Genomic DNA, 22,047 nt, shown 5'->3' on the forward strand with positions numbered 1-22,047 from the left:
TTTACACTTATTATCTAGGTAATGAAAACAAAATACCCAATGCTAAACCTTGATTATATTGTACTTTACCACTTTGGTCAGAATCGTACACCAAAATACCATTCGCTGTAACATTAACCAGTTTGGTTATTTTAGCTGTTAACGTAAGATCCAATCTATTATCAGGATCACTCAACTTTTTATAATCCGCGAACAAATTGTATCTAGCCTTAAGATTTAAATTTTTTGACAAATCACGATCTAAATTGGCCGTAATCTGAAAAGCGAGGTCATTACGAAAGTTTTCTCCTGGCTCCACACCATATACCGCACTTCCTCCCTCTTTAGGAGCGATTCTGTTATCTAATATTAAAGTTTGACGGGCAGTACCTGTACCAATACGAAGTGAAAATGTTTTATCAGGCTTATACTCCAAACCAAAAGACTCTGTAAAATATCCAGGTGCCATAAATGCGCTTATAGTATCAATTATTGCATCTTCCCCATCCACTTTTCCATATTTGTAACCTACATCAAACTGGGATTCAAAAGTAAATGAAAAATACAGCGCCCATTTTTCTGAAAATTTATGAGATAATTTATTATCCCAAAATATACGGTCGTTATTCTTTTTAGCTAACTGATCTTTGTTTTGAATCTTACCATATTTAAGATCTAATTCTGACACAAAATTGAAACGATCACGTGTATAATCGGCTTTATGCCAAAATAAACCCATCAAAGACATGGAATTTACACCTCCGGCATTCCAGTTATCACTAAAAGATGCTTGATTGGCATTCAATCCAAACTTTGTCCAATGCTTCCAATAATTAACCTCCAACCCCAACTTCGGAATAGGAACATTGATTTGCTTGATTGCATTTTCTTTAATTGTATCCGCATTGACAATCTTAGAATCTGGTTTCTCCCGCAAATCTTTAAGATTAACTTGTGCAAATGTGGGTGTGCCGAATAGTGACACCAATAGAGTTAGGACAAAAGTTAGCTTTCTTAACATAATATAAACGTCTAATTTTCCAAATTTAAATCAATTTCCTTCAAATCTGGTAATGGCTTAATATATGGTATATGTTTAAAATATTCGTATTTCGTTTTAATGTATTTTACCAATTGATATCTATCTGCTGTCAGTACAAAATTATACTCTGGACGATAACGTATCATAAAATTATCTAGAGGCTCACCCTCTAGTCCTGTCACCCCACGCACAAGTTCTCTCGAGAATACGATATCAATATAATTATCTTCGTACTCCTTTTGAAAATACTTCGTTAGTCTACGGGCATTCTTACCTTCTCGACTAAAATAATTGTATACCGCATCTATACTCAATCCTGCACCATTCTGACCCACAGAAACAAAATCTCCCGGATCCGCTAACCGATAAGCTTTATTATACTCCTCTCTACGACGAGCCAATATTTCCTCCGGAGAAACTCTACCCATTACTGTCACTGGAGCTATGGCTATAGTCTTTCTTTTTAAATTTATAATCAAAGCTTTGGCTCCTGCATATGAAATCGTATCGCCGTGATAATTTTCCTTATTAGCTATGATAATATCTCCAGGCTTTAGCCTCAGGTTAAACTCACCTTTACTGTTGTTATAAGTGTTCTCGCCTGTAGTTTTATTAACAATAAATACCTTTCCGATACGTTGCTTTGATTCCGCATCCAGCACCATCCCTCCTATACTTTCTTGAGCGATAGCCCAAGATTTGGGCAAACAACATAGCAATATAAATAGAATATGGTAGATATTGATTTTCACAAGGATAAAACTACATTATTATCCAGTAATTTACCACTCTCTTAACATCTTTTCACTATTTGCTAATTACTAAAAGCTGACCTAGAGAAAGATTTTCCGATGAAAGGTTATTTAATTGTTTAATTTGATCTACCGATACATTATATTGCTTTGATATGCTATATAAAGTATTTCCAGTTTTCACTTCGTGAATGACCATCCGTACAGGAGATTTGATTTGTTCTGCCTGCACCACTTCACCTTTCTCTTCTTTCTTCTCAATCGTTGTCTCAACTTTTACCTCGCGAGCTATTTTCTCTGATTTACTTTCTGGCAAATCATATTTATATAACTCATATCGCTCGATTAAATCAATTAACAACTCAGGATACCGAGGGTTGGTAGCATAACCAGCTTCTTTCAATCCATAAGCCCAACCTTTGTAGTCATTCTTATTTAAAGAGAATAATTTCTCATAGCGCTTACGTAATAAAAATTGCGAGTGATCTTTGAAGGACTGTTCTGGATTACTATACACCCGAAAGCAGTCATTCGGATTGTCATCCGACTTGGTCATACTTGGACCTGTCCAAGTGCCTCCACATTTGATCCCAAAATGATTATTTGCTTCTCTTGCCAGGGCAGAATTCCCATTTCCCGATTCCAAAAGCGCCTGTGCCAATTTGATACTGGCTGGAATGCCGTACTTTTCCATTTCAGCAATAGCGATGTCTTTAAATTGATCAATGTAAGATAATCCTGAAGTGGAAGTTGGTTTTCGTACGGAAGTATTTGTTGTTCCAGAGGAATTCCTATTGGATGTATTCGTCTGTGTCGAAGAAGGATTTTTTAATACTGTCGAAGATGAGCGTCGTGTCGCGCATGAACTCAATATTAAAGCTCCAAATAACAAATAAACAAGTAATTTCATTGGGGTTTTACGGTTACGGAAATATTACTGAAGTTTATCGTATTGATCTAAATTGTACCTATTTATAGTGCCAATCACATGTGTTTTCCAAGATTTCGTCTGTGAATATCCCGAACGAGCAATTCCGTTCACCCATGCTTGGCAATTTTTGAAAGAATACTTGTCAAATAAATGTTCTGTAGACTTTCTTCTTTTTAACAAATCGATAAAATCCTTATATGATTCCATGACGGAAGCATAGCCTTTATATGCAGATTTAATCTGTTTGCTATTGTTTTTTCCCTTAATTCCAAAGTGATTATTTAAGTGCTTGGCTATACGGCTATTGCCATATGCGCTTTCGTGAATAGCGACTGCCAAAATCACAGATGCTGGAACACCTGTTTCACGCATGAGTTGCTGTGCTACCTGTTTATGCTCGTTTATATAGCTTGTAGGACTAAATTTTTGTTGTCCAAATGTTGATGCTACACAAATTAAACATAAGATCATTATTAGCAACCCCTTGCTAATTAAAGATTTTTGCATAATCTCTTTTTTAGTTCAACCATTACTTTTTGCGCAACACAAAAAGCCCGTCTCTGATAGGCAGTATCAGTTTCTCCACACGAGTATCTGCTGCCAAAGTTTTGTTTAATTCTAAGACTTGTTTTGTTTGGTTGTCGGGATTCTCATCGAAAACCTTTCCTTTCCACAAAACATTATCTATCATTAAAATACCTCCAGAAGGAACACGATCTACTAACATGTCATAATAGATAAGATTTCTTTTTTTATCTGCATCTATAAAGACTAAGTCAAAATCTCCTTCCAATGTCGGAACAATCTCAAAAGCATCACCTATATGGTAATGAATCTGAGAAGAATAAGGCGACTGATCAAAGTAACCTTGCACGCGCTCTTGTTGCTCCTCGTTAATATCTATAGTATGTAATTCACCGTCAGTTTTCAGCCCTTCGGCCAGACACAAAGTAGCGTATCCTGTAAATGTCCCAATCTCTAAAACTCGCTTTGGAGACACCATTTTACTGATCATGGCTAATGCACGTCCTTGATAATGACCAGACATCATATGAGGCATAGTTTCCCTCAAATAGGTCTCTCTATTAATCTTTTTCAGTAATGCATTTTCTTCGTCACAAATGCTCTCCAAATAACTATTTATGCGCTCCTCGTTCTGAAACATAACCACAAAGTTAATAACTTATTTAAATTTCAGTCGATTTTTGTGCTATTACACAGACTTTAGATAATTGATTTAGTTTAATTTACGAATAAAAAAACCTGCATAATGCGTTTTATATGCAGGTTTTTAGGCTTTTAAATATGTATTAAAATACTAATCTAAAGATGCTGTGATTAATCTTAAAAATTCGGAGCGTGTAACATCATTTTGAAATGCTCCCGTGAAGGCAGAAGTAGTAGTAACGGAATTTTGTTTCTGTACACCACGCATTGCCATACACATATGTTTACATTCAATGACCACAGCTACTCCAGCTGGATTTAAAGTTTCTTGTATACAATCACGAATTTCATTTGTCAAACGTTCTTGCACTTGCAAACGACGAGCAAAAGCGTCTACCACACGAGGAATTTTACTTAAACCTACGATATGACCATTTGGAATATAAGCAATATGTGCTTTACCAAAGAATGGCAACATATGGTGCTCACACATTGAATAGACTTCAATATCTTTAACCACAACCATTTGGCTATAATCTTCTTCAAACATTGCGCTACGCAACACCTCGGCGGCATCAATATCGTATCCATGTGTCAAAAACTGCAAAGCTTTAGCTACACGTTCTGGAGTTTTGATCAGCCCTTCGCGTCTTGGGTTTTCGCCTAAAGCTTCTAAAATATCCGTATAATGATTTGCAATACGATCAACGTGCTGTTCATTATATTGGTCAATTTTTTTATAACCGTCCAATTCCTCATTGAAATCCGTAGGATTACTCATTTTATTGTATTTTGTTTGATTACTTTATTAATTGCCGAAATACTCGACGGAGTTATTTTCTGTTTCGTGTAGTCGTACACTATGCAAAAGGACATTATGCTGCTCAAAATGTGGTTTCAATTGATGAAAAATTTCTATCGCAATCACCTCTGTTGATGCCATTTTACCCTGCATAAAATCTACATCCAAATTGATATTCTTATGATCCAATTTATCAATAACATAGGTATTGATAATACTTTTCATGATTTTAAGATCAATTACGAATCCTGTTTCAGGATTTACTTCACCTTTCACAGTGACGTATAATTCGTAATTGTGACCATGCCAATTGGGGTTGGAACAATACCCGAAGACAGCCTCATTCTTCTGGGCAGACCATTCTTCCCGATGTAATTTATGTGCAGCGCAAAATCGCTCTCTTCGTGTGATATATATCATAAATACAAAGATACCTCAAAAAAATATAACTTAGCATTTCAAAACATAAGAAAATGAAGCCTTTGATTGTCGCTGCCACAAGATTTGAAATTTTGGACAATATACCGTTATTGGAAGAAAGAGAAGTTCCATATCTCATCACTGGAGTGGGGATGACTGCGACAGCATTTGCTTTGGGTAAATATTTAGCTTTAAATCTAGATATATCGCATGTACTTAATGTAGGTATTGCGGGTTCATTTGACAGGAAAATATCTCTGGGAAGTGTGGTATCGATTGGTTCCGACACTTTTTACGAACTCGGGGCAGAAGATGGGGAAACGTTCATATCTATTGATGATTTGTGCTTCGGAAAAGGCACATTTACTTCCCAGAATAATTTGATCTTAGACCTCCCAATCTATGATGCAATTACCGTAAACAAAGTACATGGCAATGAAAGCAGTATTAGTAAAGTAGCGGAAAGACTTCCAAATGTAAAAATTGAAAGTATGGAAGGTGCCGCGGTGTTCTTTGCCTGTGGAGAGCAAAATATACATTGCGCACAAATAAGAGCTATTTCCAATTATGTAGAAAAAAGAAATAAATCAGCCTGGGAAATTGACTTAGCCATAAATAATCTAAAAAATTGGTTAAGGAACTTCATCCTAAATAATTATTAAGTATTCGAAAAAGCTTATCTAAAAATGACAAATATCATCGCATTTCATCCCCTAATTTTGCGAAAATATCATTTTAAAATATTAGCTTTGCGTATTCTATAAAAATAAGACTATTTTACAGACTAATGAGAGAAATACAATTCAGAGAAGCACTTCGTGAAGCATTGAACGAAGAAATGCGTAAAGATGAAACTATATTTTTAATGGGGGAAGAAGTCGCTGAGTATAACGGTGCTTATAAAGTGAGCCAAGGTATGCTTGATGAATTCGGTCCTAAACGTGTTATTGATACTCCTATTGCAGAGCTTGGTTTCGCTGGTATTGCGGTAGGTGCTGCTACACATGGTCTTAAACCTATTGTAGAGTTCATGACATTCAACTTCTCATTAGTAGCAATTGATCAAGTTATCAACTCTGCTGCAAAAATTCGTCAAATGTCAGGTGGTCAATTGAGCTGTCCAATTGTATTTCGCGGTCCAACTGGTAACGCAGGTCAATTAGCAGCACAACACTCACAAAACTTCGAAAACTGGTATGCAAATACTCCAGGATTGAAAGTTGTCGTTCCTTCTAATCCGTATGATGCAAAAGGTTTATTAAAATCTGCTATCATTGATCCAGATCCAGTAATCTTCATGGAGTCAGAAGTAATGTACGGAGACAAAGGACCAGTTCCTGAAGAAGAATACTACTTACCAATTGGTAAAGCAAATATCATTCAAGAGGGTACTGATGTTACAGTAGTATCTTTTGGTAAAATGTTACCTCGCGTTGTAATTCCTGCAGTTGCAGAATTAGAAAAAGAAGGTATCAGCGTAGAATTAATTGACTTACGCTCTGTACGTCCAATTGATTATGCTACAATCTTAGAATCAGTTAAGAAAACAAATCGTCTAGTAGTGGTTGAAGAAGCATGGCCATTAGCGTCAATTTCTTCAGAAATTGCTTTCCACGTACAGAAAAATGCATTTGACTATTTAGATGCGCCTGTTACACGTGTTACTTCAGCAGACGTTCCTTTGGCTTACGCACCTACATTAGTAGAAGCTTCGTTACCAAGCATCGAAAAAGTTGTTAAAGCAGTAAAAGAAGTATCTTATTTGAAAAAATAAGCCGCTCTTAATAGATATTGAAAAAGGATAACTTAAATAGTTATCCTTTTTTTTTGCCCAATACAAAATCTATTTATCGGAAAATCATTATATTGTAGAAACAATTAAAAAATATGAGAAAATTAATCAACACACTTTTACTTTCCATTCTGGCATTAAGTGCTACCGCACAGCAAAAAATAACATTAAAATTAGCTCCAGAACTTAATAAGCCTGTAAAATATGAAATGGTAAATAAAATGGACGTGGAAGGTCCACAAACAGTAATGATGGATATGCTTATGCAAATGGATATGTCTTATTCCAAAGTTCAAGATTCACTATTAAATATTTCCGCAAAATATACGTATGTGAAGGTCGATATTGATGCAGGCCTCATGACTGCTACATATGACTCGAGCAAAGAGCCATCTACAGAAATGGAAAAAATGTTTGCTTCGCAATTCAAACCATTATTGGAAAATACATTGACTTATACGATGAACACTTTAGGTCAGATCAAAGAGGTGGACTTCCCTAATGTATCTGAGCAAATATTTGACAAATCATCCCTCAGCTCTTTAGGTACGACATACCCAAACCATAGCGTATCTATTGGAGACAGCTGGACAGCAGAAAATAAAATGGAACAGTTGGGTGTGAACGCAAAGTCTAAATTTACACTAACTGAAAAAAATGCTGAAGGATATAAAATAGAAAGTGTCGTTGATTTGGAAGACGCTACAGGTAATAAAGTAGGTACAACAACAGGCTACTTTATTGTAGATCCGAAAACTTTCGTGACCATCTCTTCTTCTACGGAAAGTAATATCTCCATGCAAGGAGCTACTATTAAAACCAAAACAGAATTAAAAGAAGTTAAATAAAAAATTAAAAGGGAGCATCAATGATGTTCCCTTTTAATTTATATCTAATACACAGAATTAAGCGTTAATTTCTGATTTGTATTCATCTGCAGATAAAAGAGCATCTATATCAGCTGGATTTGCTAATTTCACACGGATAATCCAACCTTCACCATATGGATCAGAATTCACTAATTCAGGAGATGCATCAATAGCTTCATTAATAGCCAAAACTGTAGCAGTAGCTGGCATGAAAAGATCAGACACAGTTTTTACTGCTTCGATTGTACCAAAAACATCATTAGCAGCTACTTCATCGCCAACTGTGTTGATGTCAACAAATACGATGTCACCTAATTCACGTTGTGCAAAGTCAGTAATACCAATTACGGCTTCATCACCTTCTACACGAATCCATTCATGATCCTTTGTGTATTTTAATTCTGCTGGAAAATTCATTTTATAATCGTTTTTTTTCAAAAATATCATTATCATTTGACAATAGCAAAAAGGAATATCTTAATTTTAGCGCATGAATAATCAAATTTTGAAGCTCTATACCATCAGTCAGAAAAACAATCGATTGATTTTGGGTCTTATGTCTGGAACATCTTTGGACGGTCTCGATATTGCCTTATGTAAAATAAAAAATACAGGAATTGACACCCAATTAGAGCTGATTCAGTTTGAAACTATTGATTATGAAGATGATTTTAGAAAGAATGTGCGCAAGATATTTGCAAAGCGACAAATCGATCAGCAAGAACTGTGTGGCATTAATGCTTACATTGGACAAGTACATGCAGAACTTATTAATAAAGCATTAGAAAAATGGAATATGGCGCCTTCAGAAATAGATTTAATTGCGAGTCACGGTCAAACGGTGTACCATGCTCCACAAATTTTAACCAAAGATTATTCCTTACCCAATAGCACCCTGCAATTAGGAGACGCCGACCATATAGCCGTAAAAACAGGTATTATTACAATTTCTGATTTCAGGCAAAAACACATTGCAGCAGGTGGCGAAGGTGCTCCTCTTGCCGCGTATGGCGATTATTTATTATTTACAGATCAAACAGAGAACCGCATTCTTTTAAATATTGGCGGAATTTCTAATTTCACATTCTTACCTCATGGCGCTTCTGAATTGAAAGCTTTTGCTACAGATTTAGGTCCAGGCAATACCATAATGAATCACTATATGAAGAAGCATTTCAATGTAGAAATGGATCGTGATGCGCTAATTGCTTCCAAAGGAGAAGTAAATTATGAATTACTGACAGCCTTAATGAAGGAGGAATTTTTGACATTAGAATTTCCTAAAACCACAGGTCCCGAATTATTCAATTTAGCCTATTTAGAAGAACTGCAGCTCTCAACAAATACAGGCAACCTTTCTAAAGAAGATGTTATGGCTACGCTCAATGCTTTTTCTGCACGAGCAATAATAGACGGAATACTTAAAGTATCTGAGGGATTAGATAATGTAGCAGTATACGTAAGTGGTGGTGGGTTACACAATCCACTATTGTTGCAAAATATTAAGAATGGATTACCGCAGTATAAGGTAACATCGATTGATGATATTGCTATGAATCCAGATGCTAAAGAAGCTTGTTTGTTTGCTGTATTAGCAAATGAAACAATAGCAGGATCACCTGATAATGTTAAAAACATAAAAGATTCTCCTGCTATATGTATGGGTAAAATTAGTTTACCGTATTAGTTTTTTGCTACTTGATATTCCCGTGAAGTGGTAAATGTTCTTCCAAACATATCACGCACGCGGAATTCTATAGTATGTTTGCCAACTGCTACATCCGAAGGAACCGCAGCCTTCCAGATGTGTGTGCTTAAGTTTGGATCATTAGGACGTAAACCTTTGAGTAAGGTTTCTGAAGTATCCCATTTCAAAACCTCTAACAACAAGTGCGGGTCATAAGTCTCTGTACGCTTCATCAGTACCCATTTTCCGCCATCCACACGATAGTCAATAGTATCTTTTTCACCGCCTAAATAATAATTGACATACATGCTGGCCTTCGAGTTTTTCTTTTTCTCCGTCACTTTTGGCAAAAAGATTCCCATTCTCTCGTCTTTTGGAGCATTGCTAACATGATAATCCAATTCATATTTATTGCCTTTGAAAGTTACTACAGCATATCCTTTTTTAGTTCCATCCACCATAGTGGTAGGCGGCACACCTTTTTCATCCAATTCGCCCGTATACCAGCTTCCGCTAGTTGTACCCACATTATAATGATGGTGAGGTTGCTCTTGTTGCCAACCCAACGTTTTATCGATGAAGATCTGCTTTTGATAATGCGTATGAGCGGACATTGAAAACGTATAAGGGAAATCCTTCAATACCTTAAATAAACGTAAATTATCTTCTTCACGAATAGCGTGTTTTCCATTATTTACTAGAGGAATATGTGCACAGATTACTACTAAATAATCTTTAGGTACATACTTCAAGTCATTTTCAATAAACTCTAACTGATCTTCGCGCAATCCGCCAATATATTTTTTAGCCGCATCCTGTCCCTGATACAATACATCGTCCAGAAACAAGAAATGGACTTTACCCTTGTTGAAGGAGTAATTATTGGGACCAAAATGCGCTTTAAAACTAACATCTGCTAAAGAATCACTTGGCACATCATAGTTCTCATCATGATTACCCATTACTTGATACCATGGCAAGCCAATATCTTTCATGACATTGATGTACGGATCAAACAAATTTGGATCATTACCAACCAAATCCCCCAAACTGATTCCAAACTCATAACCTTTCACGCCTTTTAGCTCCTCCACTACCCCTCTTTTGAGGTAATCGACTTCGGTCATATTGTAGACTTGTGGATCACCAAACACAATTATTTTATACTCCTCCTTCTCTTCTATTGGATACAATGGAAAATCTACAGACTTTGGTAGAGGACCGGTCGGATCCACACCTTTGTACTTTAATTTTGGAGCACCTTTAGGATTATGTATATAATAAAATTGAGGTAGGTTATTTTCATTTACAGGAGTCATATACCCCGAAGGTTTTACCACAAAAAGTATATTGTCTTCTCCGACAGGCAATTTATATTCCCCTTTGCTATTGGTTTGGACGACTTCTCGTCCATTGGATACGGCTACGTTCGGTAATACTTTTTCCTTCTTATCTCGCTTTCCATTTCTATTACTGTCTTCAAAGACTATCCCTTTGGCAAATTGCTGCGCAGAGGCCTCAAATGAACATAGAAATAAGCTTCCCCAAAAAGCATACTTTATTAATTTGTTTTTCATAATGATTAGTAGGTATTAAAATTAGATATCTATAGCTTCATGAATAAAATTTTTGAAAGGTAAGGTGCGTTGGAATATTTGTACAATGTCTTCTAATGCAAAAGCTTTCAAGAGATCACGATCTTCCAAAGGCTTGAATATGATAAAGCTCTTAAGCTTCAGATAATCTATTGCATCATTATCTTCGGAATATCCAGCTGGCGGACGAACCAACCTATCTTCTTGTGACAAATCAGCCACAGTCCAATTACCTGCAGATAAAGCTTGTTCGAAGGCTTCTAAATTATAGTCTATCTCCTGACGAATACTTTCCAAATGTTCTTTCTTTGGTCGCCAATACCCCACCGCAACAAAAGAATTGCTTGGACCAATATGGATATAATACTCTGGCCCATCCAGTTTACGTCCATCCACAGAAATCCCAGCAGCAAACCAAGTCTTGTAAGGAGACTTATCTTTTGAAAATCTTACATCTCTATAGATCCTAAACAAGCATTTTTTTGCTTGAATAGACTCATCAATATTCGGATCAAAAGCAGAAAGCTTATTAATCAAGGTTTGAATAAAAAGCTCTACGTTATCTTTTGCCTTCTCATAATCCTCTTTATGTGCATTGAACCATTCTCTATTATTATTCTCTTGTAGAGATTTCAGAAAATCAAAAGTAGAAGCTGCTATATTCATATTATTGTAGCATTAATAAAAACAAAAAGACTAAAGGTGCTGCTATTAATAAACCATCGAATCTATCCAACAATCCGCCATGTCCCGGTAAGATATTACCTGAATCTTTGACACCTAGACTGCGCTTTAGCATGGATTCCACCAAATCACCCAACGTACCGAATATGCCTATAATAGCTGCCATGGTAACCCATTCCCATTTCGCCAAAGAACCAAAATATTGCTCCAAATTTAACGCAATCAACATTGCAAATAGTACACCACCAATAAAACCCTCCCAGGTTTTATTAGGTGAAATACGCTCGAAAAGCTTATGTTTTCCAAAACTTCTTCCCGACAAATAAGCTCCAGTATCATTCGCCCAGAGAATAATCAAAAAACCTAAAGGAATATAGTAGTTAAAAGTGCCTGAAATAAAGCCTAAAGCCACAAAAAATAAAAATGGCAGACAGGCATAGATAATACCCAATATGGTATACGCAATATCATTAAAAGGCAACTTGCTCTTTTGATATAAACTCACAATAAAAATTGCAGCGAAAAAAGGGATAAATAACCAAACGAACTTAAATGGAATGTATCCTATACAATGAATGCCGATTAAAACCGACAAAACAATAGCAGACAACATGCCCAAAATAATATTAGGTTTATTGTCTTCGGATTTGACAATACCATAAAATTCATACAAAGCTCCAATACCGACTAAACTGAAAAATATGGTAAATACAACTTCACCCAATAGCAAAGCACCAATCAGAACAATGATAAAAAACAGTCCAGTAATTGCTCTAGTTAGCATTGTCCTCCTCCGTAAAAGATGCACTATTAATCAATACAGTAGCAATTGCTTCGTCTGATTCGTTTACATACAATTCTATTTTGCCAAATAAATAAGAAGAATCCTGCTTATTTATCAGAACAGCCGCTATATCATGTTCCTCCAACATTTGTTTCACAATTTCTGCTTCTAAAGCTTGTGTATACGTACGAACTTTAATCCAGCCCTTCTCCATAGTTAATATTTGATTTCGATTTTTTATAAAACAATAAAGCGATTGCTGCAGTCAGCAATAAACTGCCAAGATACACAAATATAGGGTAGTTATCGTAAGACTGTAGGTCTTCGAAAGACTTACCTTGGGTGGTATAATAATAAGCTAAAATGGTTACAGTAGCATTATTCACAAAATGCCCCACTATAGGAACCCAGATATTATTTGTCCAAATCAACATATAACCGAAAAATGCACCCAACAGTACTCGTGGAAAAAATCCAAAAAATTGCACGTGAATTGCACTAAAAATAATAGCGGTAATCCAAATTGCTAAATGTTGATTTTTTACGATTCGGTGCAAAATATGCATTACACTGCCTCGGAAATAATACTCCTCGGCAATTGCAGGAAATACTGCCATCACAATGATATTGATAAATAGCAATCCAATACTATCGACCATAACGAGGTTTCGTATCAAATCATTTGAAGCGTCTTCCTGCCTACGCATCCAGTTTTCCACGCCTTTAAGCCCTTCGGGCAAGGTTATATTCGCATTCCACTCCCCTATAAGGCCCATCATGGGACCAAAAGCCAATAGACCAGCTATAGCTAAAATATAGAATAGGTATTTATTCTTATTCTGCGAAGGAAAATAAAGGTTATAAGGTTCTCTTTTTTGAAGAAAGATCGCGGGAAGGTAAAATGTTCCAAATGTACTCGAAGCCAATAAAGCATAGACAAAAAATGGCGTATTCTGTAGAGCAGATAAATCACCTCCACTCGATAAAAAACTTTGCGCATTGGCGTTGGTCAACAAACCTAGCACAATAACTAAAATTTGAATACTTATACTACAAGCAAACGTCAGCAAGAGCAACAATAAAATAGACTGCCACGGCGAATGCTGTTTTTCCAAAAAATCAATCATTGGATAAAGTTATACAATATTTATTAATGAAAAAGGGACTTTTCAGTCCCTTTTATTATGTTTTTATTAATTGACACGAATTGGATCGGCAGGCTTCTTGATTTTCTTATATGGATATGTTTTCATTTCTTCTAGCAATAGTTGAACAGTTCTTTCCAATTGAGGATCTCTTCCTTCCAACAAATCCTTTGGCATCTGCTCCACAAAAATATCAGGTGCAACACCTTCATTTTCGATGATATAATTGCCTTTTAAGTCAAAAACACCAAAGTTTGGAGAAGTAATACTTCCGCCATCCAAAAGTGAAGGATAGCCAGAAATACCAACCAAAATACCCATGGTAGTACGACCAACTAATTTACCTAATCCTTTGTAACGGAACATATATGGCATCATATCGCCTCCAGAACCAGCATTTTCATTGATAATCATCGCTTTAGGACCATAAATACCGTTACCTGGTGTAGTAAACGATTTACCATCGCGGATCCCCCAGCCTGCAATTAAATCGCGAGACAATAAATCAATCACGTAATCTGCTACTGAACCACCTCCATTATTACGCTCATCCAACAACAATGCTTTTTTGTCCATTTGCGAGAAATAATAACGGTTAAAGTTGGTATAACCTTCTCTACCTGTATTTGGCATATAGACATAAGCAATCTGACCATTACTCAACTGATCAACTTTTTTGCGATTAGCTTCAATACGATCGGTTTGACGTAATTCTATTTCTTGTCCAAAAGAAATTGGTTTTACGACCACTTCACGCGCTCCATCTAACGAAGGCTTGCTGTTAATTTTCAACACTACTTGTTTGTCAACTTTATTTTCAAGCAATTTGTAAAGATTCACCTCTGGAGAAAGTTTAACTCCATTTACAGCTACGATGTATTGACCCTCTTCGATATTCAATCCAGGAGTAGCTAAAGGAGCCTTGAAAGAAGGATTCCATTCCAATGTGCTAAAGATCTTGTTAATCTTGTAGACACCATTTACATATTCTAAATCTGCACCTAATGTCCCTGTACTCACAGAAGGACTTGATGGTTGATCTCCTGGATAAATGTAAGCGTGCCCCACCACTAGTTCACCCATCATTTCATTCAACAAATAACCCAAATCCGAACGGTGATTTACATAAGGAACAAACTTCTCATATTTCGCTTTCACCGCTTTCCAATCCGCACCATGCATATTTTCAACGTAGAAATACTCTTTCTGCATCGCCCACACTTCATTGAAAATTTGTTTCCATTCTGCTGCGGGGTCTACTTCAATTTGAATATTGTCAATATTTACTTTGCCAGAATTAGGCGCTGGTTTTTGTCCTGCAGTTGCGATATAATAATCACGACCCGAACGATAAAGCATTTTCTTACCATCGGCACTTATCACAAATGGTCCTCCGTTTTCAACTAATGTTTTATCCTCAGCCTTTTCTAAATCATATGCACCGATAATTCCGCCTCTTCTGTAAATCAGGATATTCTCTACATTACCATCCAATGTATAATACCCTGGTTGCAATGGCAATGCTATAATACGTCTATTGATATTATCAAAATCGACTTCTAGTTTTTTCACCTCAGGTTTCGCTGGCGTTTCTGGCTTTTTAGTTGCAGATTTTTTATCGTTATTCTTTTCCTCTGTTTTCGGTTCCTCTTTTTTCTCCTCCTTTTTATCTTCTTTTATCGCTTCTTCATCGCTTTCGGTTTTGAAGATTGTAGGTGTCTTTTTGGACAATATAAAAGCATACACATTGAAAACGGGATTACGATCGTATGCTGACATGTGTAAACCAGAATTGCTTAACCCCACATTAGTACTTGCTGTAAAGAATAAATATTTACCATCTCTACTGAAAGTAGGCTGTCCAGCATAAGACATTCCATCCGTAACCTGTTGTGCAACTTTCGTGTTCAAGTTGTACATAAAGACTGCCGAAAGACCATTACTTAACGTCTTTTCATAGGCTAACCATTCGGAATCAAAAGACCAAGAAGGTGAAAAATTGTTTCTTGTTCTTCCGGTTTGCGAAGCTAATTTGTCCGAATCAACAGCAACTACTTTTTTGCTATCGATATCCACATAAAAAAGATTTAAATGGGCATCACAGTAGACTAATTTTTTGCTATCTGGTGACCATACAGGTTCAAAATAGAAAATGTCTTTACCTAAATCGATATAAGTCGGTTCTTCTACAGCTTTCTGATCACGCAAAACCAATTGATATTTACCATTGGCATCTGACAAATACGAAATCCATTTCCCGTTGGGTGACCATGCAGGAAACTTCTCATGGCTACCGGGTGCATTGGAAATATTACGCGCTTCCCCTTTTTCTTTTGGTACTGAAACGACCTCACCCCTAGATTGAAATAATACACGTTGGCCCGTAGGAGAAATGTTAAACTCGCGAATATCATCACGTACTTGTACATATTTCGAGCGTTTGTACATTGGGTCTGCCGCAATAGCAATTTTCAATGTATTAACTTTCTTACTTCCCGTTTCTAATAGGTGAATACGACCGGCTTGCTCGAAAACAAGTTCGTTTCCTCTTCCTTGCAACGTACGCACATCATAATCTTTGAAATTTGTAAGTTTTTCAACCTTTTTTGATTGGGTGTCATAACTGAATACATTTACCACCTTATCTCTGTCTGACAAAAAGTAAACTTTTGAGCCTAACCACACTGGTTTTACGTCATTGCATCTATCTCCTGGAATTACTTCCACATTCTTAGTCTGCGTATCAAAAACCCAAATCGAAACCATACCACCGCCGCGGTAGCGTTTGAAGGCTACACGATCGCGCTCAGTTGGATCAGAATTTTTGATATAAGCCCAATAACGGCCATCTGCCGAAGGGGATCCCTGAAAGGCTTCTGGCATCATCAATGGTATATCCACAGCCGAATTTGTGTTGGTTTTGTATAATCTCGAACTTAAAGAATACTGAAATTCACGAGTCGTCGTGAAATACACTTCATTATTATTCAACCAGCCACGAACTACGTCTGCTGCCGGGTGAAAAGTTATTCTTTTGGGTTCTCCTCCATACACCGGTATGGTATAGACATCATTATTTCCATCGTAATTTCCAGAGAAAGCAATTTGCTTGCCGTCTGGTGAAAATATAGGATTACTCTCTACCCCGGGATTGGTAGTAACCCGTCTTGGATTAGCGCCGTTTTTCTCAGCAACCCAAATGTCACCGCCATACACAAAGGTAAGATGCGTATCACTGATGCTTGGACTACGAAGTAAAAGGGTTTCCTCTTGTGCCTTGGAAGGAGAAATGCTGGTGATACTTAATGCGACACCGAGCATAATAGATAGCTTATTTAACATTTTATGGCAATATGTGGTTATTTAACTCAAATATAAATGAATTAAACAATAAGCTTTGGCATATAACCAATATGTTGCAAAAAAAAGAGGTAAAACCTTATCGATTTTACCTCTTCTTATTTCGAATTAATTTCTTAATCTTCAGATGAGATCTCTTCGTCTACTAAAATACGACCACAGTGCTCACAAATGATCAATTTTTTACGTTGACGAATTTCTGATTGCAATTGAGGCGGTATCTTGTTGTGACAACCTGAACAGCTATCACGTTCAATTGAAACCACAGCTAAGCCATTACGGTAAGAACCACGAAGCTTATTGTATACCTTCAACAAACGCTCTTCATTGTTTTGAGAAGCCGCTTCTGCTTTTTGCAATAATGCTTCTTCTTCGATTTGAGTTTCAGAAGCAATAGTTTCTAACTCTTGTTTCTTGATCTCTAATTCACCTTTAGCATAATCCAAGTTACCTTGCGCTTTCTCGTAAGCCTCAGTTTTGTTTTTAATTTCAAACTCAGCTTCTTTGATGCGTTTTTCGCAAACTTGAATTTCTAAACCTTGAATTTCGATTTCTTTAGAAATAGCGTCGTACTCACGATTGTTTTTTACTTCGTTCAATTGTCCTTCGTATTTTTTGATCGCTGCTTGCGCATCTTTGATCATATTTTTACGTTTTACAATTGAATCTTCTAAATCGTCTAATTCAACTCTGATTTTTTCAAGACGAGTTTCCAACCCAGCGATTTCATCCTCTAAGTCAGCTACTTCGATAGGAAGCTCACCACGTACTTGGCGAATCTTATCTATTTTGGTGTGGATCGATTGCAACGACCACAATGCCTTTAATTTTTGTTCTACGGTTTGTTCCATTAACTGTAGTATTTTATTGGATTTGTGTCTATTTCTGTCAATAGGACAGCAAAGTTAACAAATTTTTTCCGAATTATTTCTAATAATAATTCTTGCGTAAATTGTTCGGATTCATAATGTCCTATATCGGCAATGATAATATCATCTTCGGCATCGAAGAATTCATGGTATTTGTAGTCTGCGGTGATAAAAATATCCGCCCCAGAACGTTTAGCCTCATTTAATAGAAAGCCACCAGCACCGCCACAAACTGCTACCCTGGCAATTTTTTTGTCCAAAAGATGAGTATGACGAATAACATTCAATTTTAATTTATCTTTCAGATAAGCCAAAAAATCTTGAGCATCCATTGGCTCGGCCAAATTTCCGATAGCTCCCGATCCTACATATTGCAATTTATTATCCAAGGTAATAGTATGATACGCCACCTCTTCATACGGATGAGCCGCCAACATACTGACGATGACCTGTCTTTCGATTTGTGCAGGAAATATGACTTCAATTTTTGTTTCTTCTACACGTTCCTGTGTTCCGATCTCTCCGATTGCAGGATTTGCCCCAGCCAATGGACGAAATGTGCCGTATCCAGCCGTATTATAACTGCATTGATCGTAATCGCCTATACTTCCAGCCCCAGCTTCAAACAAAGCCTGACGAACCTCCTCCACATTAGCGCGTGGAACATAGACCACCAATTTCTTTACCAAACCTGATTTTGGACTTAAAATAGCTGTGTTTTCAAGCTCTAGTTTTTCTGCAATCTTTGAGCTCACACCTCCCAATACATTATCTAGATTTGTGTGGATCGCATACAAAGCAATATTATTCTTAATTGCCTTAATAACTGTACGCTCTACATAATTCTTGTTATTGAATTTTTTGAGACCTTTAAATACAATAGGATGATGCGAAATAATAATATCACAACCTTTTCCAATGGCTTCATCTACTACTTCTTCAGTACAATCCAATGAAATTAATGCCTTGCTCACCTCGTCATTAGGATTCCCTACGATCAATCCCGAATTATCATAAGATTCCTGATAAGCTAATGGGGCAATGGATTCTAAATATGCTGTAATTTCTCTAATTTTCATAAACGTTTGATCTAATCAAAATCAGTATAGTCTTGCTCCAACAATCGGTTAAATTCTCTAATTTTTAAAGAATATAACAACAGGGATATGGAGGAAAGAATAAAGATGATAAAAAATACAAATCCTGGTAATGGGAAATTTAATGCGAGAAAACTCCATGCGAAAATATTCCCATTCTTAAATGCTGGATTTTCTTCTACAGCGACTTTCTTGTCAAAGAATTCATTATTCAAGGAGTCACTAAATTTACGAGCAACAACGAAATTCCAATATATATTAAAGAATGGCAACAATAAAAGCCATACCTGTTCCGGATGAATACAGCGATTCTCTGCTTTTATTTTAATTAGTGAAGACCTTAATTGCCAGCATACAACAATTAAAAGAATCAAAAAACCTAGAAACGCGAGGGAAATAACAAATAAATACGGCTCTAATAATTTATACTCTGGGCTATTGATGATCTCTTCCATTATTACTTTTCTTCTAACAATATAGCGACTAACTCGTTTAATTTATCTATTTGAGGATTGTGTGAAGCTTCAAGCTCGACGATTTTCCAATTTCTTTTTTTAGCCTTTTCATAAAAAGAATAAAACTGATCTTTCTCTTTTCCACCTTTATTATTCTCATACGTGAAAATGTAAGTAATTGGACGCTTTGAAAGCTTTTCAGCAGAATAATTCAAAGGCTGCATAAAAGTTTTAATAGGGTGCGGTACATCACGTGGAGTCTTTGTCGTATCCTTAACCCAAGCCGGAACGACCACGCCATCTTTCACATCGAAAGAATTACCGGCAGTGGATTCATCCATGCCTAATGCCTGAACGGCAGACTGCCGTTCGTCTGGAACAATCGCATCCAAATAAATCACCTTCTTAATCCTTTCTGGAATACTGTCCGCGACGCCTGTTACCACCATTCCACCATAACTATGCCCTACTAGGATTACATCATTTAAGTTTTCGAACAAAATAGTATTAACGACATCTGTAATATGTGTCGTAAGATTCACTTCATTTTTATATAAATGATGACGCTCACCCAAACCAGTCATGGTCGGCCGGTAAACTATTTGTCCGTTTTGCTGCAATTGTTCTGCTGTATTCTTAAATTGCCATGCTCCACCCCACGCTCCGTGCACAATAACATAAGTGGATTGAGCGTACGAAACTGTAAATGTAAACAGGATCAAAAGCAGTGTGAAAAGTGTATGATGTCGCATAATTAAAAATACAAATAGTTAAGCAAACAATAAAAAAATAGCAGGTATCTTATGCAAATCTATAGTAGTACTTTTCCATTCTGCAATAGTTTTAGTTAGAATGATTTCATCCTTAGCGGTAAGATTCGCAGCAATACACAATTTGGTAGATGGCTTTCCTATACGCAATAATTCGGTCAAAAGCTGATTGTTCCGAAAAGGCGTCTCTATAAATATCTGTGTCACCTTTTCTCGTAAGCTTTGATTTTCCAAATCTTTAATCTTCTTTGATCGATCCCCTTTATCTATAGGCAAATATCCATGAAATGTAAACTTTTGCCCATTAAACCCGGAACCCATCAAGGCCAATAAAATGGAGCTTGGTCCCACCATTGGAATAACCTGAATTCCTCTTCTATGCGCTTCCATCACCACATCTGAACCTGGGTCTGCAACAGCTGGACACCCCGCTTCAGACATTAAGCCAAGATCTTTTCCTTTCATCACATGGGCAAATACTTTATTGTAATCCATTTTGTCACGCGCATGCTTCCCATAATCATGGATAGTGAGTTGACTTTGAGGAATAGTTAGTCCTGCAGCCTTTAAGAATTTGCGAGCTGTCTTCTCATTTTCCACCACGTACTCATCTATTTTATTGATGATATCATGATGAACCAATGTGTAAGATAATGGTTCTGCACCTTCTGAAAGTGGCACAGGAATTAAATAAAGTTTGCCTTGTTGCATATGCAAACCTAAAAAGAAAAGTCGAGATATAGGACTTTAGCGAGGGCTAAAAATATTTGGGCATAGGAAATCTGTTCATGGATTTTCCTAAAGAAACACCTAAGGAGATTTCATGTGTTCCATTATTCATGCCTGCAATTTTATTCAAACTATGCTCGAAGGAATAACCTATGCGCAGTTTAGAACTGGTATATAACTGTGTGAGCAATCCTATGGATTTATAGGAAGTGAATTTGGATAAAGGTAAATCGTCATACTCCCGATCGAATATTCTGGAACGAGAACGATATGCTGCTCCAATCCAAAACTTCTCATCAAATATCACCATCCCATTGATATCAAAAGCCGTAGGACCTATTAAATCGTCCTTAATCAAAATACTCGGTCTAAAGATCAACCCCTCTGAAACATTCAATGCGGCTCCCGTCATGATATATGCATGGGTATTCCTATACAATCCTTCCAAAGAATTTTGATTGTAAACAAAATCTTCGCGACTATCCGATCTAGAAAATAAATCATGTGCCGCAAAACCAATATAAAATTTCGGATGGTAATAAAATGCACCTAAGCGGATATCAGGTCGCCATGTAGTTATCATTCCGCGAGGAATGTAAGGATCATTTTCGTCAATATATACTAAATCATTTCCATTGAGGCTATATTGTGTGGCTCCTCCGGCGATTCCTAAACTCAAGCGCTGAGTGTCATCATCGTCTATTTGTAAACGTAGCGCATAGCTCACAAACATAGAAGTTGCAGATTGAACACCAATTTTGTCGTAAGCTAATTGCAATCCCGCGCCATGTCGCTTTCCTATAGGATCCAAGATACCATCTACAGAAGCATAACCAGACCTCGGAGCACCATTAATGCTTGTCCATTGCGAACGTATCCCCATTTGCGCAAACCACATTTCCTTATATCCCACATAAGCGGGATTAATCTGAGCAGCATTGAAAACATGCTGCGCAAAAGGAATATATTGCTGGGCTTTGGAAGTATTAAAGTGTACAATTAGCAATATATAAATAAGGATTATCCTACATCCAATTCTCATGGTTAACTTAAGTTTTCAAAATTGATATTAATTTTAAAGATAACATTTTAAAATAAAGAAAGGCTTGCAAAATTTT

The 22,047-nt window shown here is 36.6% G+C and carries 24 protein-coding genes; 4 read left to right on the forward strand and 20 right to left on the reverse strand.

Going from position 1 to position 22,047, the window contains the following annotated elements; all coding sequences use genetic code 11:
* Window positions 1–10 precede the first annotated feature (10 nt).
* From H8B04_RS04505 to H8B04_RS04535, 7 genes are all read right to left on the reverse strand, one after another.
* The gene (locus H8B04_RS04505; protein ID WP_190301585.1) at window positions 11–1,000 is read right to left on the reverse strand and encodes a DUF3078 domain-containing protein; all 990 of its coding nucleotides are present in this window, start codon (window positions 998–1,000) and stop codon (window positions 11–13) included.
* A gap of 11 nt (window positions 1,001–1,011) precedes the next feature.
* The gene (locus tag H8B04_RS04510; protein WP_190301586.1) at window positions 1,012–1,773 is read right to left on the reverse strand and encodes a hypothetical protein; all 762 of its coding nucleotides are present in this window, start codon (window positions 1,771–1,773) and stop codon (window positions 1,012–1,014) included.
* Between the two features lie 55 nt (window positions 1,774–1,828).
* On the reverse strand, window positions 1,829–2,683 hold the full coding sequence (locus H8B04_RS04515) for a glucosaminidase domain-containing protein (protein ID WP_190301587.1): 855 nt from the start codon (window positions 2,681–2,683) through the stop codon (window positions 1,829–1,831).
* Between the two features lie 24 nt (window positions 2,684–2,707).
* Window positions 2,708–3,211, reverse strand: a complete 504-nt coding sequence (locus H8B04_RS04520; protein ID WP_165290399.1) for a glucosaminidase domain-containing protein — start codon at window positions 3,209–3,211, stop codon at window positions 2,708–2,710.
* 22 nt (window positions 3,212–3,233) lie between these two features.
* A complete protein-coding gene (locus tag H8B04_RS04525) occupies window positions 3,234–3,869 on the reverse strand; it encodes an O-methyltransferase (RefSeq protein WP_190301588.1) in 636 nt (211 codons plus the stop codon).
* 153 nt (window positions 3,870–4,022) lie between these two features.
* The gene (gene folE / locus H8B04_RS04530) at window positions 4,023–4,652 is read right to left on the reverse strand and encodes a GTP cyclohydrolase I FolE (protein WP_165290401.1); all 630 of its coding nucleotides are present in this window, start codon (window positions 4,650–4,652) and stop codon (window positions 4,023–4,025) included.
* Window positions 4,653–4,679: 27 nt separating this feature from the next.
* Window positions 4,680–5,093, reverse strand: a complete 414-nt coding sequence (locus tag H8B04_RS04535; protein ID WP_165290402.1) for a 6-pyruvoyl trahydropterin synthase family protein — start codon at window positions 5,091–5,093, stop codon at window positions 4,680–4,682.
* 53 nt (window positions 5,094–5,146) lie between these two features.
* Between H8B04_RS04535 and mqnB the strand changes: the two genes are divergently transcribed.
* From mqnB to H8B04_RS04550, 3 genes are all read left to right on the forward strand, one after another.
* Window positions 5,147–5,755 carry a futalosine hydrolase gene (gene mqnB / locus H8B04_RS04540; protein WP_190301589.1) on the forward strand — a complete coding sequence of 203 codons (609 nt, stop codon included), beginning with the start codon at window positions 5,147–5,149 and terminating at the stop codon, window positions 5,753–5,755.
* 125 nt (window positions 5,756–5,880) lie between these two features.
* Window positions 5,881–6,867 carry a pyruvate dehydrogenase complex E1 component subunit beta gene (locus H8B04_RS04545; protein ID WP_165290404.1) on the forward strand — a complete coding sequence of 329 codons (987 nt, stop codon included), beginning with the start codon at window positions 5,881–5,883 and terminating at the stop codon, window positions 6,865–6,867.
* Window positions 6,868–6,980: 113 nt separating this feature from the next.
* Complete coding sequence (locus H8B04_RS04550) at window positions 6,981–7,733, forward strand: DUF6263 family protein (protein ID WP_165290405.1); 753 nt, start codon at window positions 6,981–6,983, stop codon at window positions 7,731–7,733.
* A gap of 57 nt (window positions 7,734–7,790) precedes the next feature.
* Here the strand turns inward: H8B04_RS04550 and gcvH are convergent, their stop codons facing one another.
* Window positions 7,791–8,171: a glycine cleavage system protein GcvH gene (gcvH, locus tag H8B04_RS04555; RefSeq protein ID WP_190301590.1), complete on the reverse strand. Its 381-nt coding sequence runs from the start codon at window positions 8,169–8,171 to the stop codon at window positions 7,791–7,793.
* A 73-nt stretch (window positions 8,172–8,244) separates the two neighbouring features.
* On the opposite strand from gcvH, the gene H8B04_RS04560 reads away from it, so the two are divergent.
* Window positions 8,245–9,441 carry an anhydro-N-acetylmuramic acid kinase gene (locus H8B04_RS04560; RefSeq protein ID WP_190301591.1) on the forward strand — a complete coding sequence of 399 codons (1,197 nt, stop codon included), beginning with the start codon at window positions 8,245–8,247 and terminating at the stop codon, window positions 9,439–9,441.
* Here H8B04_RS04560 and H8B04_RS04565 read toward each other — a convergent pair.
* From H8B04_RS04565 to H8B04_RS04620, 12 genes are all read right to left on the reverse strand, one after another.
* Window positions 9,438–11,018, reverse strand: coding sequence for a calcineurin-like phosphoesterase C-terminal domain-containing protein (locus H8B04_RS04565; RefSeq protein ID WP_190301592.1), 1,581 nt, complete (start codon window positions 11,016–11,018; stop codon window positions 9,438–9,440). The two genes, H8B04_RS04560 and H8B04_RS04565, sit on opposite strands and share 4 nt — an antisense overlap.
* A gap of 21 nt (window positions 11,019–11,039) precedes the next feature.
* The gene (locus H8B04_RS04570) at window positions 11,040–11,702 is read right to left on the reverse strand and encodes a DUF2461 domain-containing protein (protein ID WP_190301593.1); all 663 of its coding nucleotides are present in this window, start codon (window positions 11,700–11,702) and stop codon (window positions 11,040–11,042) included.
* Window position 11,703: 1 nt separating this feature from the next.
* Window positions 11,704–12,504, reverse strand: coding sequence for a phosphatidate cytidylyltransferase (locus H8B04_RS04575; RefSeq protein WP_190301594.1), 801 nt, complete (start codon window positions 12,502–12,504; stop codon window positions 11,704–11,706).
* On the reverse strand, window positions 12,494–12,718 hold the full coding sequence (locus tag H8B04_RS04580) for a putative signal transducing protein (protein ID WP_190301595.1): 225 nt from the start codon (window positions 12,716–12,718) through the stop codon (window positions 12,494–12,496). The genes H8B04_RS04575 and H8B04_RS04580 overlap by 11 nt, the downstream gene beginning before the upstream one ends.
* Window positions 12,699–13,631 (reverse strand): CPBP family intramembrane glutamic endopeptidase, encoded by a 933-nt coding sequence (locus H8B04_RS04585; RefSeq protein WP_190301596.1) that lies wholly within the window; start codon window positions 13,629–13,631, stop codon window positions 12,699–12,701. The genes H8B04_RS04580 and H8B04_RS04585 overlap by 20 nt, the downstream gene beginning before the upstream one ends.
* A 66-nt stretch (window positions 13,632–13,697) precedes the next feature.
* On the reverse strand, window positions 13,698–16,991 hold the full coding sequence (locus tag H8B04_RS04590; protein WP_190301597.1) for a S41 family peptidase: 3,294 nt from the start codon (window positions 16,989–16,991) through the stop codon (window positions 13,698–13,700).
* A 134-nt stretch (window positions 16,992–17,125) separates the two neighbouring features.
* Window positions 17,126–17,860: a zinc ribbon domain-containing protein gene (locus tag H8B04_RS04595; protein ID WP_165290414.1), complete on the reverse strand. Its 735-nt coding sequence runs from the start codon at window positions 17,858–17,860 to the stop codon at window positions 17,126–17,128.
* Window positions 17,860–18,957, reverse strand: a complete 1,098-nt coding sequence (locus tag H8B04_RS04600; protein ID WP_190301598.1) for a Nif3-like dinuclear metal center hexameric protein — start codon at window positions 18,955–18,957, stop codon at window positions 17,860–17,862. Before H8B04_RS04600 ends, H8B04_RS04595 begins: the two co-directional genes overlap by 1 nt.
* A gap of 11 nt (window positions 18,958–18,968) precedes the next feature.
* The gene (locus tag H8B04_RS04605) at window positions 18,969–19,430 is read right to left on the reverse strand and encodes a hypothetical protein (protein ID WP_165290416.1); all 462 of its coding nucleotides are present in this window, start codon (window positions 19,428–19,430) and stop codon (window positions 18,969–18,971) included.
* A gap of 2 nt (window positions 19,431–19,432) precedes the next feature.
* Window positions 19,433–20,182, reverse strand: a complete 750-nt coding sequence (locus H8B04_RS04610; RefSeq protein ID WP_165290417.1) for an alpha/beta hydrolase — start codon at window positions 20,180–20,182, stop codon at window positions 19,433–19,435.
* Window positions 20,183–20,200: 18 nt separating this feature from the next.
* Entirely contained in the window at window positions 20,201–20,911 is a 711-nt protein-coding gene (locus H8B04_RS04615) for an SAM-dependent methyltransferase (protein ID WP_190301599.1), read from the reverse strand.
* 46 nt (window positions 20,912–20,957) lie between these two features.
* Window positions 20,958–21,971, reverse strand: coding sequence for a PorP/SprF family type IX secretion system membrane protein (locus tag H8B04_RS04620; RefSeq protein WP_190301600.1), 1,014 nt, complete (start codon window positions 21,969–21,971; stop codon window positions 20,958–20,960).
* Window positions 21,972–22,047: the final 76 nt, after the last annotated feature.

Source organism: Sphingobacterium litopenaei, assembly GCF_014692495.1.
Classification (GTDB): Bacteria; Bacteroidota; Bacteroidia; order Sphingobacteriales; family Sphingobacteriaceae; genus Sphingobacterium; species Sphingobacterium litopenaei.

Bases quoted from the DNA above. Each gene is read 5' to 3' on its own strand.
- H8B04_RS04505 (WP_190301585.1), bottom strand. From the start codon at position 1,000: ATGTTAAGAAAGCTAACTTTTGTCCTAACTCTATTGGTGTCACTATTC.
- H8B04_RS04515 (WP_190301587.1), bottom strand. From the start codon at position 2,683: ATGAAATTACTTGTTTATTTGTTATTTGGAGCTTTAATATTGAGTTCA.
- H8B04_RS04520 (WP_165290399.1), bottom strand. From the start codon at position 3,211: ATGCAAAAATCTTTAATTAGCAAGGGGTTGCTAATAATGATCTTATGT.
- H8B04_RS04525 (WP_190301588.1), bottom strand. From the start codon at position 3,869: ATGTTTCAGAACGAGGAGCGCATAAATAGTTATTTGGAGAGCATTTGT.
- folE (WP_165290401.1), bottom strand. From the start codon at position 4,652: ATGAGTAATCCTACGGATTTCAATGAGGAATTGGACGGTTATAAAAAA.
- H8B04_RS04535 (WP_165290402.1), bottom strand. From the start codon at position 5,093: ATGATATATATCACACGAAGAGAGCGATTTTGCGCTGCACATAAATTA.
- mqnB (WP_190301589.1), top strand. From the start codon at position 5,147: ATGAAGCCTTTGATTGTCGCTGCCACAAGATTTGAAATTTTGGACAAT.
- H8B04_RS04545 (WP_165290404.1), top strand. From the start codon at position 5,881: ATGAGAGAAATACAATTCAGAGAAGCACTTCGTGAAGCATTGAACGAA.
- H8B04_RS04550 (WP_165290405.1), top strand. From the start codon at position 6,981: ATGAGAAAATTAATCAACACACTTTTACTTTCCATTCTGGCATTAAGT.
- gcvH (WP_190301590.1), bottom strand. From the start codon at position 8,171: ATGAATTTTCCAGCAGAATTAAAATACACAAAGGATCATGAATGGATT.
- H8B04_RS04560 (WP_190301591.1), top strand. From the start codon at position 8,245: ATGAATAATCAAATTTTGAAGCTCTATACCATCAGTCAGAAAAACAAT.
- H8B04_RS04565 (WP_190301592.1), bottom strand. From the start codon at position 11,018: ATGAAAAACAAATTAATAAAGTATGCTTTTTGGGGAAGCTTATTTCTA.
- H8B04_RS04570 (WP_190301593.1), bottom strand. From the start codon at position 11,702: ATGAATATAGCAGCTTCTACTTTTGATTTTCTGAAATCTCTACAAGAG.
- H8B04_RS04575 (WP_190301594.1), bottom strand. From the start codon at position 12,504: ATGCTAACTAGAGCAATTACTGGACTGTTTTTTATCATTGTTCTGATT.
- H8B04_RS04580 (WP_190301595.1), bottom strand. From the start codon at position 12,718: ATGGAGAAGGGCTGGATTAAAGTTCGTACGTATACACAAGCTTTAGAA.
- H8B04_RS04585 (WP_190301596.1), bottom strand. From the start codon at position 13,631: ATGATTGATTTTTTGGAAAAACAGCATTCGCCGTGGCAGTCTATTTTA.
- H8B04_RS04590 (WP_190301597.1), bottom strand. From the start codon at position 16,991: ATGTTAAATAAGCTATCTATTATGCTCGGTGTCGCATTAAGTATCACC.
- H8B04_RS04595 (WP_165290414.1), bottom strand. From the start codon at position 17,860: ATGGAACAAACCGTAGAACAAAAATTAAAGGCATTGTGGTCGTTGCAA.
- H8B04_RS04600 (WP_190301598.1), bottom strand. From the start codon at position 18,957: ATGAAAATTAGAGAAATTACAGCATATTTAGAATCCATTGCCCCATTA.
- H8B04_RS04605 (WP_165290416.1), bottom strand. From the start codon at position 19,430: ATGGAAGAGATCATCAATAGCCCAGAGTATAAATTATTAGAGCCGTAT.
- H8B04_RS04610 (WP_165290417.1), bottom strand. From the start codon at position 20,182: ATGCGACATCATACACTTTTCACACTGCTTTTGATCCTGTTTACATTT.
- H8B04_RS04615 (WP_190301599.1), bottom strand. From the start codon at position 20,911: ATGCAACAAGGCAAACTTTATTTAATTCCTGTGCCACTTTCAGAAGGT.
- H8B04_RS04620 (WP_190301600.1), bottom strand. From the start codon at position 21,971: ATGAGAATTGGATGTAGGATAATCCTTATTTATATATTGCTAATTGTA.